The organism is Myxococcus sp. AM010 (assembly GCF_013372585.1).
Lineage (GTDB): Bacteria > Myxococcota > Myxococcia > Myxococcales > Myxococcaceae > Myxococcus > Myxococcus vastator.
This window is the reverse complement of record NZ_JABXEO010000028.1, coordinates 33,034-50,485: the sequence shown is the minus strand read 5'-3', so window position 1 is coordinate 50,485 and position 17,452 is coordinate 33,034. Positions and strand designations below refer to the sequence as shown.

The window sequence follows — 17,452 nt, the reverse complement described above, 5'->3', positions numbered from 1 at the left end:
CCTCCGGGTCCGCCTTCAGTGAACCTGCTCACGAGGCATCCCATGCGGAATAAGCTGCTCCCCTTCCCGGCCGACGGCTGGGCGGTGGTCCTCATTGTCTTGACGTTCGCCGCGCAGCTCTCGCTCTACCTGTTTGTCGACAGCATCGCCTGGCTGGCGGCGGGCGCGTTCGCGCTGGTGCCGTTCTGTCTCTCGGTGGTGGCCTACAACCACAATCACATGCATGTGCGGACGTTCACGAACCAGCCGCTCAATCGCATCCTCGAAGTCCTCATCTTCCTGGAGACGGGCTCCTCGCCGTTCAGCGGCACGCTCAACCACATCGTCGGGCACCACGCCAGCTATGACAAACCCGAGCTGGACACGCTCAACTGGCGCCGACGCGACGGCACGACGATGGGGCGCCACGAGTTCGCCCTCCGCTGCGTGGCCTGGCATTACCCGTCCTGCTTCGTGCTGGGCCAGAAGAACCCGCGCCTCCGGGCGCAGTTCCTCACCTGGCTGGGGTTGGGGGTGGCCCTCCTGGGGGGGCTCATCGCCTACCGGCCCGTCCCGGCGCTCGTCGTGTTCGTGGCGCCCATGCTGCTGATGCTCTACGCGCTGAAGTGGTCCGCGTACGCGCACCACAGCGGGCTGCCCTACGGCGACGACTACACCGCTTCGAGGACGCACACGGGGCGCTTCTACAACTGGTTCACGTGGAACGCGGGCTACCACGCCGCGCACCACTTCAAGCAGGCGCTGCACTGGTCCCAGCTCCCCGAATACCACGCGACGCTGGCCCCCAGGATTCCCGCGGAGCTGCAGGGGGACGGCTGGGGCGAGGACCTGAAGCGACGAAGCATGACGCCGGCGGCCTGAAGTTCCATCCCGAAACACAGACAGCCCATTCAGCCAAGGAGCCCGAGATGAAGTTCCCCATCGAGAATCCGCGGGAGATTTCCCGCCGCATCGTGCGTGAGTCCGTAGACGCGGACCTCTGGCAGCAGAACGAGGACTTCACCCGGAAGCTCGAGCGCGGCATCAAGGATTCGCGCCTGTTCAACCATCCGGTCATCGCGTCGTTCGCCCGGAAGGAGTTCACGCTCCAGTCCATGGGCATGGTGCACTCAGAGGTGCGCTACGCCTTCGCGGAGCACTTCGGTGACGGGCTCATCCGCCTGATGGAGACCACCGGCGCGCTCGAGCGCCGGCTGGGGGCGAAGGCGAAGATGGCGGCGCGCTTCCTCCTCCAGCTCAACGTGCTGGAGGAGCTGGGCTACAAGCCGACGCCGCTGGGCAAGGCGGGCTTCTGCGGCCACCCGGGCTTCTCCCACTACTGGCAGCTCGTGGACACGCTGACGGCCGTGGGCCACCCCGAGGAGAGCTGGTCCTCCTACGTGGCGTCGCCGGAGTCGGCCGCGGTGCGCAAGCGGCTGCTCGACAGCTTCAGCGACCACCTGCGGCTGGCGGTGGTGCTCGCCGGCATCGAGACGGCGTTCATCCCCTACTACGGCCCGTGGGCGGACAACACCCTCGCCGTCTGCCCGACGGACATCTCGGATGGCTACCACAGCATCCACGTCGAGGATGAGTCCGGCGCCATCGTCGACACCGACCACTCCGAGGACAGCTGGTTCATCGTCCGCCAGGCGCTGACGCCGGACCGCTACCCGGAAGTGGAGTCGTTCCTGAACGACACGGTGGAGGAGTGGGCGCGCTTCGTCGACATGCTGGCGGCGAAGGACCGCGAGGTGAAGCGCGCGGCGTGACGTGACTCAGGCACCCGCGCCAGCGGCTTCGGCGCGGGCGCCCCCAGGGGCCTTCCAGGGACGAAAAGGATGGGACAGCGCATGGCATCGGCCGAGGACAGCAAGGTCGCCGTCGTTGGGGCGGCGGGACGGTTTCCAGGCGCCGCCAGCCTGGACGACTACTGGCGGCTCCTGGTGGAGGGGCGCGTGGCGGCGGCGGAGCCGGACGCGTCGCGCGGGGACCTGTGGAAGGCCGCGAAGGACCCACTGCTGGGCAAGCGCATCCTCACGTTGCGCGCCGGCTACCTGGACGACGTGTTCCGCTTCGACGCCGACTACTTCGGCGTGTCCCCACGAGAGGCCGTCAAGCTGGACCCCCAGCAGCGGCTGCTGCTGGAGGTGACACACGACGCGCTGGAGGACGGCGGAGTCACGCGGGCGGAGCTGCGGCGCGCGAACGTCGGCGTGTTCATCGGCGTGGGCAGCTCGGACTACATGAGCCTGGACTCCGGCCAGAAGCAGCACGTGGACGGCTACTTCGGCATCGGCAACTCGCACAACCTGCTGGCCGGGCGCATCTCCTACTTCCTCAACTTGAAGGGCCCGAGCCTGGCCATCGACACGGCGTGCTCGTCGTCACTCACCGCGCTGCACTTCGCGATGCAGTCGCTGCGCGGCGGGGAGATTGACATGGCCATCGTCGGCGGCGTCAACGTCATCCTGTCGGCCGACCTTCCGCTCGCGTTCTCCCAGGCGAAGATGCTGTCCCCCAGCGGGCGCTGCAAGACGTTCAGCGCCGACGCGGATGGCTACGGCCGCGCCGAGGGCGTCGCGGTGGCCGTCCTGCGGCGGGTGACGGAGGCGGAGCTGGAGCACCAGCCCGTGCGGTGCTTCATCGCCTCCACGGCCATCAACCAGGACGGGCGCAGCAACGGCATCGCGGCGCCCAACGGCGCCAGTCAAATCCGGGTGATTCGCGCCGCGCTGGAGCGCGCGGGCCTGTCTCCGTCGGACATCGCGTACGTGGAGGCCCACGGCACGGGGACGTCGCTGGGGGACGCCATCGAGCTGAACGCGCTCCAGGAGGTCTTCGGCGCAACGCCGGGCGAGCCGTGCTTCGTGGGCTCCGCGAAGGCCAGCATCGGCCACGCGGAGGCCGCCGCGGGCCTCTGCGGGCTCTTGAAGGGCATGCTCATCCTGGAGCACGGCGTGGTGCCGCCCCATCCGGTGGCGCCGCCGCACGCGCCCTTCTTCCACGCGGAGGACTGCGCGCTGAAAATCGCCGGGCAGGCGCAGCCCCTCCCAGAGGGCCGGCGACACGTCGGCATCAGCTCGTTCGGCTTCGGCGGGTCCAACGCCCATGTCGTGCTGGAGCGCCACGCCGCCCGGGAGCGTGAAGCGTCCGAGTCCGGACGCCCCGTGCTGCTGCCGCTGTCGAGCCACTTCGCGCAAGGGCTGAAGGAGGACGCGCTCGCGCTCGCGGCCCACCTGGCCACGTCGGCGGGGCCGCTCGAGGCGGTCTCCGACACGCTGATGGTCGCCCGGGAGCACCTGGCGCACCGCCGCGCCGTCGTCGTGAGGACGCGCGAGGAGGCCCTCCGCGCCCTCCGCGAGGTCCGGCCCCGCGCCGAGCCGTTGCCCGTCCAGCCAGGCGGGAGGCCGAAGGTGGCCTTCATGTTCACCGGCCAGGGCTCGCAGTTCCTTGGCATGGGCCAATCGCTGTACGCGTCCTTCGCGCCGTTCCGGGACGCGTTCGACCGCTGCGACGCGCTGGCTCGCGAGCAGGCGGGCGTGTCGCTGGCGCACCTCGTGTACGAGCCGTCCGCCGGGGGCGATGAGCGCCTGACGTCCGACACCCACGCGGCGCAGCTCTCCCTGTTCGCGTTCGAGTACGCGCTCGCGAGCACGTGGATGGCGCTGGGCCTGACTCCGGACTTCGCCATCGGACACAGCCTTGGAGAGCTGGTGGCGCACACCGTCGCGGGCTCGCTGTCCCTCGCGGATGGCGTGGCGCTGGTCCACGAGCGCGGGCGGCTGATGCAGTCGGTGCCACACGACGGCGCGATGGTGGCGGTGTCGCTCGACCTCAGGTCGCTGGAGGCACTGCTGCGGGAGTTGGGGGAGCCGCTCCACCTCGCCGCCATCAATGGCAGGCAGCGCGTCGTGGTCAGCGGGGAGCGGCCGGCCGTGGCGCGCCTGGAGCAGCGCCTGGAGCGGGCGCGCGTGCGGTTCCGCAAGCTGCGGACACGCCATGCCTTCCACTCCCCCGTCTTCGACGAGGCCGCGGCCCGGCTGGCGGAGCGTTCGCGGAGCCTCCCGCTCCACGCCGGGACGTTCCCCGTGGTGGGGAACCTCGATGGCGCGGTGGTGGCTCCGGGCTCTCTGGGCGGCGACTACTGGGGACGGCACATCGCCAGGCCCGTGCTGTTCGCCGCGGGGGCCGAGACGCTGGTCGGCCTGGGCGCGCGCGTGTTCCTGGAGGTGGGCCCGGACCGGGTGCTGTCCTCACTTGTCGCGGCGGACCACGGCGCGCGGGTGAGCGCCGTGAGCAGCGGGGTCCGCGGCCGGGACAGCGAGGAGTGCCTGCTCGCCGCGGTCGGGGCGCTGCATGAGCTGGGGCTGGACCTGGACTTCGCGCCGCTGTGTCACTCCGCGCCGCCTCGACGGGTGTCGCTTCCGGCCAGGCGCATGGAGAACAAGCGGTACTGGACGGCGAGCAGCGCGGAGGCGGGCGCGGCCGTCCCGGAGCGGAGCGAGCCGCTGGCGCCCGGCGAGGCGGAGCCGTCGCTCCAGGCCGTCATCGACCGGCAGCTCCACGTGATGCGCCAGCAGCTCGCGCTGCTGGGCGACCCGTAACCTTCCTTGAGTCCCGATGGGAACTGACATGAGCAACGAGACGTCCAGCAACGACGCGGTGTCCCGCATCCAGGCCCTGGTGCTGCGCGAGGTCGCGTACTGCCTCAAGCAGGCGCCGGAGAACGTCGATCCCCACCTGCCCTTCGCCGACATGGGCGCGGACTCGTTGATCCTCCTGGAGGTCATCCAGGAGCTCAACGCGCGCTTCCAGGTCTCGCTCACGGTCCTGGAGATCTACGAGAAGGTCAACACCGTGGACCGGCTCGCCCGCTTCATCCACGAGCACCGCGCGCACGAGGACGCCGCCCCCACCGTCCAGGCCCAGGCGCCCGAGCCCCTGGGCCTCCCCGAAGTCCCGGAGGTGGACCAGGCGCCCCGGCCCCGCGGCGGCAAGAGCCAGGACCTAGAGGACATCGTCCGGCACCAGCTCGACTTGATGGACCGGCAGCTGGCCCTGCTGAGCCGCAAGCCCGTGACGGCGGCGAAGGCTTCCGCGCCCCAGCGGTCCCCGCCCTCGGAGGAGCGCCCCGCCTCCGCGCCAGCCCTCGCCGCGTCAGCGCCCCCCACGGGCAAGCCCGAGGCCGACCGCTTCAGCGCGTTCTCCGTGAAGCTGGGCAAGGACGAGCGCGAGGAGGACGCGGAGAAGGCCGGCTACATCCAGCGCCTCACGGCCCGCGTGGCGAAGAAGGCGCCGGAGTCCAAGCGGCTGGCGCAGCACTACCGCCAGCCCCTGGCCGACAACCGCGTCTCCGCGGGCTTCCGTCCGCTCCTGAAGGAGATGGTGTTTCCCATCGTCGCGGAGCAGGCGCGAGGCGCTCACGTCACCGACGTCGACGGCAACACGTACCTCGACTTCACGATGGGCTTCGGCGCGCACTTCTTCGGCCACTCGCCGGACTTCATCACCACCGCCCTCCAGGCGCAGCTCGGGCGCGGGATGCCCATTGGGCCGCAGTCTCCACTGGCGGGGCGCGTGGCGGCGCTCATCTGCGAGCTGACGGGCCATGCCCGCGTGACGTTCTGCAACTCCGGCACGGAGGCGACGATGACGGCGCTGCGCCTCGCCCGCGCGAAGACGGGGCGGGACAAGGTCGTCATCTTCCGCAACTCCTACCACGGCACGTTCGACGCGTTCCTCGCCCGGGGCAACGCCTCCAGCGACGAGAGCCGCCCCGCGAGCCTGGGGACGACGGCCTCGCTGGTCCGGGACACGGTGGTCCTGGACTACTGCGAGCAGAGCGCGCTCGACTACATCGCGAAGCACGCGAAGGAGCTTGGCGCGGTGATGGTGGAGCCGGTGCAGAGCCGGGCTCCGGGCATGCAGCCCGCGGCGTTCCTGAAGCAGCTGCGCGAGCTGACCCAGGAGAAGGACATCGCGCTCGTCTTCGACGAGGTCATCTCCGGCTTCCGCTGCGCCAAGGGCGGCGCGCAGCAGTACTTCGGCGTCCAGGCCGACCTCTGCGCCTACGGCAAGGTCGTGGGCGGCGGGATGCCCATTGGTGTCGTCGCGGGCTGCGCCGCGTTCATGGACGGGCTCGACGGCGGCTTCTGGCGGTACGGCGACGCGAGCTTCCCCAGCACGCCGACCATCTTCTTCGCCGGAACCTTCTCCAAGCACCCGCTGACCATGGCGGCGTCGCTGGCCGTGCTGGAGCACCTCCAGGAGGCGGACGACCAGCTCTACCGCGCGTTGAACGAGCGCACCGAGCGGCTGGCCACCCAGCTCAACGCCGCGTTCGACGAGGAGGGCGCGGACGTGGCGGTGGAGTCCTTCTCGTCGCTGTTCCGCTTCGCGTCGAAGGGCAACCTGGACCTCTTCTATTACAGGCTCCTGGACGCGGGGTACTTCATCTGGGAGGGGCGCAACTGCTTCCTGTCCACCGCCCACACCGACGCGGAGCTCGCCCGCTTCGTCGAGTCCGTGCGGGAGATCGCCCGGGAGCTCGTCGCGCTGAAGCTCCTGCCACTCCGTGACGGTGGCAGGGCGCTCCCGCCCGCGGAGCAGCCGGTGTCGGACGCCCAGCAGCGCTTCCTTCAGCTCGTGCGGAGCGGGCCCGAAGGGTCCGTCACCTGCAACCTCTGCTACGGGCTGCGCTTCGACGCGGCGGTGGACCTGGAGCGGCTGTCACGGGCCGTCCAGACCGTCCTCGGCGGCCAGGACGCCCTCTGGTATTGCCTCGACGTGGAGCAAGGGACGCAGAAGCCGCGTCCCGTGGCGGAGCGCCAGGTCCCCATCGAGCAAGCCGACGTCTCGCGGCGCTCGACGGAGCCGGGCGTCATCGAGCGCCTGATGGCGGCCCAGCAGCAGACGCCGCTGGCCCCCGAGTCCGGGGTGAACGTCCGCGCCCACCTCACCCGGTTCGAGGATGGGGTGACGCTGTTCAGCCTGTGCGTGCACCACCTGGTCTGCGACGGCTGGGCGCTGGTTTCGCTGTTCGAGCGCATCGCGGCCCTCTACAACGGCGACACGGCCATGGGAGCGAACGTGCCCTACTCGCGCTGGCGCGAGCACGAGGCGCGCTACCGCCAGGGTGGGCAGTACGCGGCCGACCAGCGATTCTGGAAGGAAGCCATCGACGCCATCGCGAGCTACCAGCGGAGCCACACCTACGGCGAGCTCCGGCACCAGGCCACCGTCGGAGGCCGCCCGGGAGGCCGTGCGCGGCTGAGCCTGGGCGAGCCGCTGACGGCCCTGTTCAAGGCGCAGGCGAAGGAGGACGGGGTGACGCCGTTCACCGCGCTGCTCGCGGGCTTCCAGGTGTTCCTGAACCGGGCCTACCGGACGCGACTGCCGGTGGTGGGCATCCCGTTCGCGAACCGGACGACGCGGGAGCTCAAGCAGACAGTCGGAACGTGCGTGAACCTGCTGCCGCTGCTGCCCGCGCACGGCGCGGACGCGACCTTCGACGCGAGCCTCGCGCGGACCCGGAGCCAGATGAAGGAGCTGTTCAAGCACGCCGGCTTCCCCTACGCGGAGCTGTGTGAGCAGTACCGCGCCGTGATGCCGGAGGCCCAGGGGAGCCCGGTCGAAGTGACGTTCAACGTGGAGCCGGTGAGTCAGCTCCCGAGCTTCGGCGGTCAGCCGCCGGAGCTGGTCTCCGCGGTGAATGACTGGATTGAGTTCGACCTGAGCTGCAACGTCTTCGTGCTCCCGACTGACATCACCCTGGAGCTGGACTACGACACCCGCCTGTTCGCCGAGGATGCCGTGTACGGGCTGCTCAACCTGTACTCGAAGATCGTGGAGAACTACGCGAGGCGGGCCGACACCGCGCGCCGGACGAGCGGCCCGGCGGCACTGGGGGCCGCATGAACGCGCTCGTAGGGCTTCGCGACCGGCTCACCCTGACGCCACCGTCCGCGCGACAGGGGCTGCTGGTGGAGGCCATCCTCCAGGTCCTCTGCGACGAGCTGGGCTGCGACCCGAACGAGCTGCACCCGCGGTCCCGGTTCGAGACGCTGGGCGTCGACTCGAAGCGGGCGCTGGAGTTCAAGGAGGTCCTCGAGGAGGAGCTGGGCTGCGCGCTGCGCACGACGCTGCTGTTCGACTACCCCAGCCCGGAGAGCCTGGCCGGGCATGTCGTGGACGTGGCGTTTGGTGAAGCCACGCCGGAGGGCGCGTCCGAGCTCCAGGAGTCACCCGAGGAGCGGCTCCGCCGGAAGCTGACGAAGTACGACCTCTGAGCCGTTCCTCCGCATTCCACGCGGGCCTCACCCGAGAGAGAACTCCCATGCTGGAGCATTACGACGCCATCGAGACGCTGGCCGACATCCCGGACCTCCACGCCCGCGCCACACCCGGGCACACCGCGCTCATCGCCGATGAGCGCAGGGTGAGCTACGCCACGCTGGCCGACCGCAGTGACCGCGTCGCCAACGCCCTGGTCGCGGAGGGACTTCCGCGTCAGGCCCGGGTCGCGCTGCTGGGCACCGACAGCGAGGCGTCCTACGAGCTGCTGTTTGGCTGCGCGAAGGCGGGCATGGTGCTGCTCAGCATCAACTGGAAGCTGGAGGCGAGCGAGCTGGCCTACATCGTCCAGGACTCGGACGCCGAGCTCCTCTTCATCACCCAGCAGATGGTGCCCCTGGTTGAGGACGTCCTGCCATCATGCCCCAGGCTGAAGCGGCTCATCGTGCTCGACGGGTCCTCCGAGCGGCACGCCCTCTACCCGGCGTGGCGCGACGCACACCCGGCCCGGCGAGGAGCCCTGGCGCTCCAGAGCCACGAAGCGGTGGTGCAGGTCTACACGAGCGGCACCAGCGGGAGGCCCAAGGGGGTGGTGCTGTCGCACGGCTGCTTCCTGGACGTCATCCGCGAAGTGGTGCGCGCCGGGGACGAGCTCATCGACTGGAAGACAGGAGACATCACGCTGCTGGCGCTGCCGACGTTCCACGTGGGCGGCCTGTGGTTCGGAGTCCACGGCCTGGTCAACGGCGCGACGAACGTCATCATGAAGGCGTTCACCGGCGCGTCCGCGCTGGAGCTCATCGAAAGGCACGCCATCACCAAGGTCGCCTTCGTGCCGGCGATGGTGCGCTTCATGCTGTCGGAGCCAGCGAGCCGGACGGCGGACCTGTCCTCGGTGGACCAGCTCGTCTACGGAGGCTCGCCGATGCCCCGGCCCCTGCTGGAGCGGGCGCGCGCCCTGTTCAAGTGCCGCTTCACGCAGAACTACGGCCTGTCGGAGACCACGAACATGGCGGTGTTCATGCCCGCCGCCGAGCACGAGGACCCGGCCAACCCAAGGCTGAAGGCGGCGGGCCGTCCGCTGCGGGGCGTCTCGGTGCGCATCCTGGCCCCGGACGGCCGCGAGCTGCCTCCAGGCCAGACGGGGGAGATTGCCTTCAAGACCGCGGGGCACATGCTGGAGTACTGGAAGCTCCCGGAGGAGACGCGCAGGACGCTGGTGGATGGGTGGGTCCACACAGGTGACGCGGGCTTCGTGGATGAGGACGGCTTCGTCTACGTCACCGACCGCATCAAGGACCTGATCATCTCCGCGGGAGAGAACATCTACCCGGCGGAGCTGGAGCGCATCCTCGTGCAGCACGAGGAGCTCGCGGACGTGGCGGTGATTGGCGTGCCCGATGACCGCTGGGGAGAGCTGCCCATCGCCATCGCGGTGCGCAAGCCGGGCTCGGCCGTGACGAAGGCGGACGTGCTGGCGTTCGCGCGCAAGCATCTGGCGAGCTTCAAGATGATCAGGACGGTGGAGTTCGTCGACGCCCTGCCCAGGAATCCGAGCGGCAAGGTCCTGAAGCGCGTGCTGCGCGAGCCGTACTGGGCCGGCCGCGAGAAGCGCGTCAACTGACCGGCCTGCGGGCCAGCGGGAGCCAACACCCCATGTCGCAGAGCGTCCTGGACTCAGAGAAGGTCCTCCGCATCATCGAGCGGCTGGAGCACGAAGTCGCGACCCTGCGCAAGACGCAGGACGAGCCCATCGCCGTGGTGGGAATGAGCTGCCGCTTCCCTGGCGCGGAGAGCGCGGACGCGTACTGGGCGCTGCTCCACCGCGGCGAGCCGAGCATCACGGAGGTCCCTCGCGAGCGGTGGGACATCGACGCGCTCTACGACGCGGATCCGGACGCGCCGGGGAAGATGTCCACGCGTCACGGAGGGTTCCTGCCCCACGTGGACGCGTTCGACGCGCCGTTCTTCGGCATCTCGCCGCGAGAGGCGGCGCTGATGGACCCGCAGCAGCGCCTGCTGCTGGAGACGGCGTGGGAGGCGCTGGAGAACGCGGGGCTGTCACCGGACGCGCTGTACGGCTCGCCCAGCGGCGTCTTCGTCGGCGTGTGCACGTCCGACTACTTCCGCATGGCCCTCCAGCGCGTCGAGAACGTGAACGCCTACCTGGGGACGGGCAACGCCACGAGCGTCGCCGCGGGGCGGCTCGCGTACACGTTCGGCTTCACCGGGCCCTGCGTGTCGCTGGAGACGGCGTGCTCGTCGGCCCTGGTGGCGGTGCACTCCGCGGGCGAGAGCCTGCGCCGGGGGGACTGCCGCGTGGCGCTCGCGGCCAGCGTCAACCTGGTCCTCGCGCCGGAAATCACCGCGGCCTTCTCCAAGGCGCGGATGATGGCCCCAGACGGTCGCTGCAAGACGTTCGACGAGCTGGCGGATGGCTATGTGCGCTCGGAGGGCGTCGCGGCCCTCGTGCTCAAGACGGTGTCGGCGGCGAAGGCGGACGGAGACAACATCCTGGCCGTCATCCGAGGCAGCGCCATCAACCAGGACGGCGCGAGCTCCGGGCTGACTGTCCCCAACGGGCCGATGCAGGAGGCGCTGGTGCGCAAGGCGTTGGCGCGCGCGGGCGTGAAGCCGGAGGACGTGGCCTATGTCGAAGCCCACGGCACCGGCACGGCGCTGGGAGACCCCATCGAGGTGGGGGCGCTGGCGCGGGTGTTCGGCGCGAATCGCTCCAGGGAACGGCCGCTGCTCCTGGGGTCGGCGAAGAGCATCGTCGGTCACACCGAGCTGGCGGCGGGCATGGCCGGCCTCTGCAAGGTCATCCTCGCGCTCCAGGCGGAGACGCTTCCGGGCTACCCCACCCTGGGGGCCTTGAGCAGCCGCATCCCGTGGAAGGACCTGCCGGTGGAGGTGCTGAGGCAGCCCGTCGCATGGCCCCGGGGCCAGCGGGCGCGCATCGCCGGGGTCAGCGCGTTTGGCTTCAGCGGGACGAACGCGCATGTCGTCGTGGAGGAGGCCCCCCGGGCGGCCCCCGCGCCGCCGGCCACGCAGCCCACGCACGTGCTGTGTCTGTCGGCGAGGACACCGGATGCGCTGGCCGCGATGGCGGAGCACTACGCGAGCTGGTTGGAACGGAACCCCGAGGCGTCGCTCGACGCGCTGACCTGGACGGCGAACACCGGGCGCGCGCGGTTCACGCAGCGGCTCGCGGTGGTGGCGGACGGGGCGGAGCCCCTGCGTGACGCGCTCGCGGCGTTCGCGAAGACGCGCGCCGCCTCGGGCAGGAACGTGCGGACGGGCAGCGCGCCCGCGATGGCGGGCCGGCTCGCGTTCCTCTTCACGGGGCAGGGCTCGCAGTACGCCGGCATGGGGGAGGCGCTGTACGCGCTGCACCCGGTGTTCCGGGAGACGCTGGAGCGTTGCGAGGCGCTCCTCTCCGAGCACCTGGAGACGCCGCTCCGGGAGGTGCTGTGGGGCGAGCACCGCGGGCTGCTGAACCAGACGAAGTACACCCAGCCCGCGCTGTTCGCGCTGGAGGTGGCCCTCGCGCGCCTCTGGCAGTCGTGGGGCGCCCGTCCGTCGTTCGTCATGGGCCACAGCGTGGGTGAGCTGGCCGCGGCGTGCGTGGCGGGCCTGTTCAGCCTGGAGGACGGACTGAAGCTGATCGCCGCGCGAGGGCGGCTGATGCAGTCACTGCCGGAAGGCGGCGCCATGGCCGTGGTCCTGGCCGGGCGGGACACGGTGGCGCCCGTGGTCGCGGAGCAGGGGGCGCGCCTGTCCATCGCCGCGTTCAACGCGCCTCAGCAGACGGTCATCTCGGGCGAGCGGGACGCCGTCCTCGCGGCCTGCGAGCGGCTGGGGCAGCAGGGCGTGCGCAACCGTGGGTTGCTGGAGGTCTCGCACGCCTTTCACTCGGAGCTGATGCGGCCCATCGTGGAGGACCTGCGCGCGGTCGCCGGGACGGTGACGTTCCGTCGCCCGAGCATCCCGCTCATCTCGAACGTGACAGGCCAGGTGGGCGGAGAGGAGCTGGCCACGCCCGGCTACTGGGTGGACCACGTGCTCGCGCCGGTCGACTTCATGGCGGGAGTGAGGGCGCTGGAAGCGAACAAGGTCGTGGGCCTGCTGGAGGTTGGACCGAGCGCCACGCTCGTGAGCCTGGCCTCCGCCTGCGTCGAACCGGACCGGTTCGTCACGGCGGCGAGCCTGCGAGCCAACGCGCCCGCCTGGCCCCAGCTGCTGGAGGCCGTCGCGACGCTGTTCGCGCACGGGCTTCCCGTGGACCTGGGCAAGGCGGGCCGGTGTGGACAGCCCGTCCCGCCCCGGCTGGCGCTGCCGACCTATCCGTTCCAGCGGCAGCGCTACTGGCTCCAGCGCGAGGAAGGCAGCTCGGTGGCGATGGCGGCGTCGGGCGAGTCCCACCCGCTCCTGGGGCGGCGGTTGCGAAGCGCCGCCCTGCCCCCGGGTGACCACCTGTTCGAGAGCGCGCTGTCTCCCGGCGGCCCGGCCTACCTGCGGCACCACCGCGTCTACGACAAGGTCGTGGTGCCCGCCGCGGGCTACGTGGAGATGGCCCTGGCCAGCCTCCGGCGGCTGTTCCCCCAGGCGGCGCTGTCGCTCCGCAACGTCGCGGTCCAGGCGGCGCTCGTCCTGGCACCAGGCACCGACACCGTGGTTCAGACGCACCTCTCCAGCGTCGGCGACGACCGCTACCGCTTCCGGATCCTCAGCGCGGCCTCGCAAGACGCATCCGACTGGCGCCTCCATGTCACGGGAGAGGTCCAGGTGTCGCCACAGGGTGGACACGGTGGGGGCGCCTTCGACGGAGCCGACGCCCGCGAGCGCCTCGAGGCAACGGGAGAGGTGCTCGACACCGAGGCGTTCTACACGCGCTATGCCACGCTGGGCCTGGGCTACAGCGGAGCATTCCGCGCGGTGACGGAGCTGCGGCGGCTGACGGGCGATGGCACGCGGCCCCCGGAGCTCCTCGCGCGGATCCGGCCGGCTGGGGTGACGCGCGACGAGGCGAGCGCCTACGGACTGCACCCCGCCCTGCTGGATGGTTGCTTCCAGGCGGTCGGAGCGCTCGTTCCTGAGGTCGCGGACGTGGTGTGCCTGCCCGTCGGCATTGAAGCCCTGCACCTGTCACGGCCGGGCGCCGAGGAGGTGTGGGCCCAGGCCCTCCTCCGCCACGCGCCTTCGCCAGGGGACCCTCGCGTCATCGCGGACCTCCGGCTTCTCGACGAACAGGGCCAGGTGGTGTGCGAGGTGGAGGGACTCCAGGCGCTGCGAGTCGACCGGCGCGCGCTGGCGTTCGCGACGGCCACCTGGAAGGACAAGCTCTACTCGATGACCTGGGTGCCCCAGGCACTTCCTGAGACCACCGACGCGCCAGCACGGCGCTGGCTCATCCTCGGAGACCGAGAGGGAGCGGGGGCGCGCCTGCGGGCGATGTTGGAAGCCCGTGGAGACACCTGCCGGCTGTTGAGCGACGGGGATGTCGACTGGCTCGACAAGGCCGCTTGGTCGCGAGCGCTCGCGGACCTCGCGGCCGAGAGCCCCCTGCCCCTCGCGGGCATCCTCCACCTCTGGGCGCTGGACGAGTCGCTGTCGCGCTCGGTCGGAAGCGCGCTGGCCCTGGTCCAGGCACTGATGGACGTCCCGGGCCAGCGACTGCCACGGCTCTATCTCGTCACGCGAGGCGCGCAGCCCGTCGTGGAAGGCGAACGGGTGAGCGCGAACCAGGCGGCGCTGTGGGGGCTGGGACGAACCATCGCCCTGGAGCATCCGTCCCTCGGCTGTACCTGCGTGGATGTGGACGACGGCGGCCTGGAGACGCTCGCGGCCGAGGTCCTCCAGCCAGACGTGGAGCTCCAGGTCGCGGTGCGCTCCAGCAAACGGATGGTGGCGCGGTGGGCCCGGGCTTCAGCCCAGCCCAAGGGGCAGCTCGCGCTTCCCGGCGAAAGCTACCGGCTCCGGACGTCCGCGTACGGAGCGCTGGACCGCCTGACGCTGGTCCCGCTGGAGCGGCGCGAGCCCACGGCCGGAGAGGTGGAGCTCGAGGTCCACGCGTCGGCGATCAACTTCAAGGACGTCCTCTACTGCCTCGGGATGCTGGAGGCGTTCAGCAAGGAGGCGGGCATCCTCCGGGCCGTCGACCAGCCGCTCGGCTTCGAATGCGCGGGGCGGGTCGTCCGCGTGGGGCCGGGCGTGACGAGCCTCGCCGTGGGAGAAGAGGTGTTCACGATGGCGCCGTCCGCGCTGTCGAGCCACGTCACCATCGACCAGCGGTTGGTGCACCGGAAGCCGGGCAACCTCTCTTTCGCGCAGGCGGCCTCCATCCCCGCAGCCTTCATGACGGCCATCTACAGCCTCGAGAAGCTCGCGAAGCTGAAGCCGGGAGAGACGGTGTTGATCCACGCCTGCGCCGGAGGCGTCGGGCAGGCAGCGGTCCAGCTCGCGAAGGACCGGGGGGCCACCATCTTCGGAACCGCGAGCCCGTCCAAGTGGGAGCACGTGAAGCGCCAAGGCGTCGCGCACGTGATGAACTCACGCACCCTGGACTTCGCCGACGAGGTCCTTCGCCTCACCGAAGGCCGGGGGGTAGACGTGGTCCTCAACAGCCTGACGGGCGACTACATCCCCAAGAGCGCGGGGGTGCTCGCCCAGGGTGGCCGGTTCGTGGAGATTGGCAAGATTGGCATCTGGTCCCAGGCGGAGATGGCGGCCTTCCGGCCCGACGTGGCGTACTTCTCCTTCGACCTGGGAGACGTCGACGGGAACGCGGCGCTCCAGGTGGACCTGCTCACGGACACGGTGCGCGGACTGGAGGACGGCCGCCTCGCGCCGCTGCCCGTCAAGACGTTCTCCATCCGGCAGGCCGAGGCCGGCTTCCGGCACCTCGCGCAGGCGAAGAACATCGGCAAGGTGGTGCTGACGCTCCCCGTGAGCGAGCAGGCGACGGGAGCCGTCCGGGCAGACCGCACCTACTGGATTACCGGTGGACTGGGAGCCCTGGGGCTGCACATCGCCCAGAGCCTCGTCGCCAATGGAGCACGGCACCTCGTGCTGTCCAGCCGCTCCGAGCCCACCGAGGCCGCGCAGGAGGCCATCGCCGCCCTGCGAAGCGCCGGCGTGGAGGTCCTCCTGGAGCGAGCGGACGTCGCGGACGCGGGACAGGTCCAGACGCTCGTCCAGCGACTCACGAAGGGGCCAGCGCCCCTGGGCGGCATCGTGCACGCCGCGGGCCTGCTGGATGACGGCGTGCTGGTCAAGCAGACCTGGGAGCGCTTCGCCCAGGTGCTGGCGCCCAAGGTCGACGGAGCGTGGAACCTGCACCTGGCGACCCGCGCGCTGGAGCTGGACTTCTTCGTCCTGTTCTCGTCGATCGCCTCGGTGATGGGGGCGCCGGGTCAGGGCAACTACGCCACGGCGAACGCGTTCATGGACGGACTGGCGGCGCTGCGCAGGAGCCAGGGGCTCCCCGCGACGAGCATCCACTGGGGCCCCTGGGCAGCCGGAGGCATGGCGGAGACGAAGCGAGCCGCGAACCGGGCGCGCTTCGAGTCCCTGGGCCTCGGGCGCATGGCGGCCGGAGACAACGTGGAGGTCTTCGAGCACCTGCTCCACGCGGCGCCCACGAACGTGGCCGTCGCGGACATGGACTGGTCGAAGTTCCTGAAGACAGTCTCCAGTCCGGGAGTCGCGAGAGTCTACGCGCAGCTCGGCCAGGGAAGGCCCAGCGCCGAGCCCGCCCAGGCCGGAGCCCTGCTCGCGCGGTTGACGCAAGAACCCGAGGCACAGCGAGAAGCCGTCCTCATCGACTTCCTGCGCCGGCAGGTCGCGAGCGTCGTGGGGCTCGCCGCGCCAGATGCGGTCGAGGCCACCCAGCCCCTGCTGGAGCTGGGCTTCGACTCGCTGATGGCGGTCGAGATGAAGAACCGGGTCGAGTCCAGCCTCGGCTGCACGCTCAGTCCTGCGCTGTTGTTCGACCACCCCACCCTGGCGCTGCTTGGAAGGCACCTGCTGGTGGAGGTCCTGAAGCTGGGTGGGGGAGAAGACACCGGTCCACGCGCGCCAGCCCCACCCGGAGACGAAGCAGCGCCGGACGCCGAGGCGCCCCTCTCCACGCTCCGCGAGTCGTTCCACACGACGAGCGCGGGGACGAAGCTCTGCGTCTGCACCTGGGGACCGGAGGACGCGCCGTTGGTGGTCTGCGTCCACGGCCTCCTCGACCAGGCCGCGAGCTGGGACGAGCTGGCGGTGGGGTTGGTCGAGCGCGGCTATCGCGTCATGGCACCCGACCTGAGGGGACACGGCCGGTCCGGACACCTCCCCGCGAATGTGGCGCTCACGGTCCTCGACTTCCTGCTGGACCTGACGCAAGCGACCGCGGCGGTGAAGCGTCCGTTCACGCTCGTGGGACACTCGATGGGCGGAGCCGTGGCCACGCTCTTCGCGTCCGCGCATCCCGAGCGGGTCGAGCGCCTGCTCCTCGTCGAGCCCGTCATCCCGCACCTGCGCGACGAACAAGGGGCCCTGGACCTCTTGAAGAACGACCTGCGCTTCCTGACGGAGCCCCCCGCACACACGCCCTACCCCGACCTGACGACCGCCGCGCGGATGCTCACGCTGAGCCATGGGGGGCTGTCACCCGCCCGCGCGAGGATGCTCGCGAGGCGCATCACCGAGCCATGCGAGCAGGGCCTTTGCTGGTCCTGGGACGTCCGGCTGCGAAACCCACTGGGCATCGACCTGGGCTTCTCACGCGAGCGCTACCTGGCGCTCCTCGGAGCGCTCACCGTGCCCTCCCTGCGACTCCACGGCACCACCAGTCAGTTCGCCCAGACGCCCGTGCTCGTGCCCCCGGACCTCCCGATGCCTCTGTCGCGGAGCCTCCACCTCCGGGGAGGCCACAACCTCCACACGGACAACGCGGCGGAGCTGCTCCACGAGATGCTGGCCGAACTCGCGCAGCGGCCTGACGCAGAGCCCGACGCGGGGCCGGGGCCGGCGCGGGTCCAGCCGGGGACGTGACGCAGCGCACCCCACCCGGCTCACGGCCCGAAGGCCGCGGCCCACCGAGCCGCCCGCCCCGCTGCGCCACGGACCGGCGGAGGCCCCTCGCGAGCCCCGCCGGTCCTACGCGCCCTCCCGGAAGGTCCGGTGGAGGCCC

At 70.9% G+C, this 17,452-nt stretch carries 7 protein-coding genes; all 7 read left to right on the top strand.

Annotation, left to right across the window (positions count from 1 at the left end):
- The first annotated feature begins 42 nt into the window (after nt 1-42).
- Complete coding sequence (locus HV826_RS15490) at nt 43-861, top strand: fatty acid desaturase (protein ID WP_176417786.1); 819 nt, start codon at nt 43-45, stop codon at nt 859-861.
- A gap of 47 nt (nt 862-908) precedes the next feature.
- Nucleotides 909-1,751 carry a hypothetical protein gene (locus tag HV826_RS15485; RefSeq protein ID WP_176417784.1) on the top strand — a complete coding sequence of 281 codons (843 nt, stop codon included), beginning with the start codon at nt 909-911 and terminating at the stop codon, nt 1,749-1,751.
- A gap of 81 nt (nt 1,752-1,832) precedes the next feature.
- The gene (locus tag HV826_RS15480; RefSeq protein WP_176417783.1) at nt 1,833-4,586 is read left to right on the top strand and encodes a type I polyketide synthase; all 2,754 of its coding nucleotides are present in this window, start codon (nt 1,833-1,835) and stop codon (nt 4,584-4,586) included.
- A gap of 28 nt (nt 4,587-4,614) precedes the next feature.
- The gene (locus HV826_RS15475; protein ID WP_176417781.1) at nt 4,615-7,899 is read left to right on the top strand and encodes an aminotransferase class III-fold pyridoxal phosphate-dependent enzyme; all 3,285 of its coding nucleotides are present in this window, start codon (nt 4,615-4,617) and stop codon (nt 7,897-7,899) included.
- A complete protein-coding gene (locus tag HV826_RS15470; protein WP_176417779.1) occupies nt 7,896-8,270 on the top strand; it encodes an acyl carrier protein in 375 nt (124 codons plus the stop codon). The genes HV826_RS15475 and HV826_RS15470 overlap by 4 nt, the downstream gene beginning before the upstream one ends.
- A gap of 47 nt (nt 8,271-8,317) precedes the next feature.
- On the top strand, nt 8,318-9,898 hold the full coding sequence (locus HV826_RS15465) for a long-chain-fatty-acid--CoA ligase (RefSeq protein ID WP_176417777.1): 1,581 nt from the start codon (nt 8,318-8,320) through the stop codon (nt 9,896-9,898).
- Between the two features lie 32 nt (nt 9,899-9,930).
- Nucleotides 9,931-17,313: a type I polyketide synthase gene (locus HV826_RS15460; RefSeq protein ID WP_176417776.1), complete on the top strand. Its 7,383-nt coding sequence runs from the start codon at nt 9,931-9,933 to the stop codon at nt 17,311-17,313.
- Nucleotides 17,314-17,452: the final 139 nt, after the last annotated feature.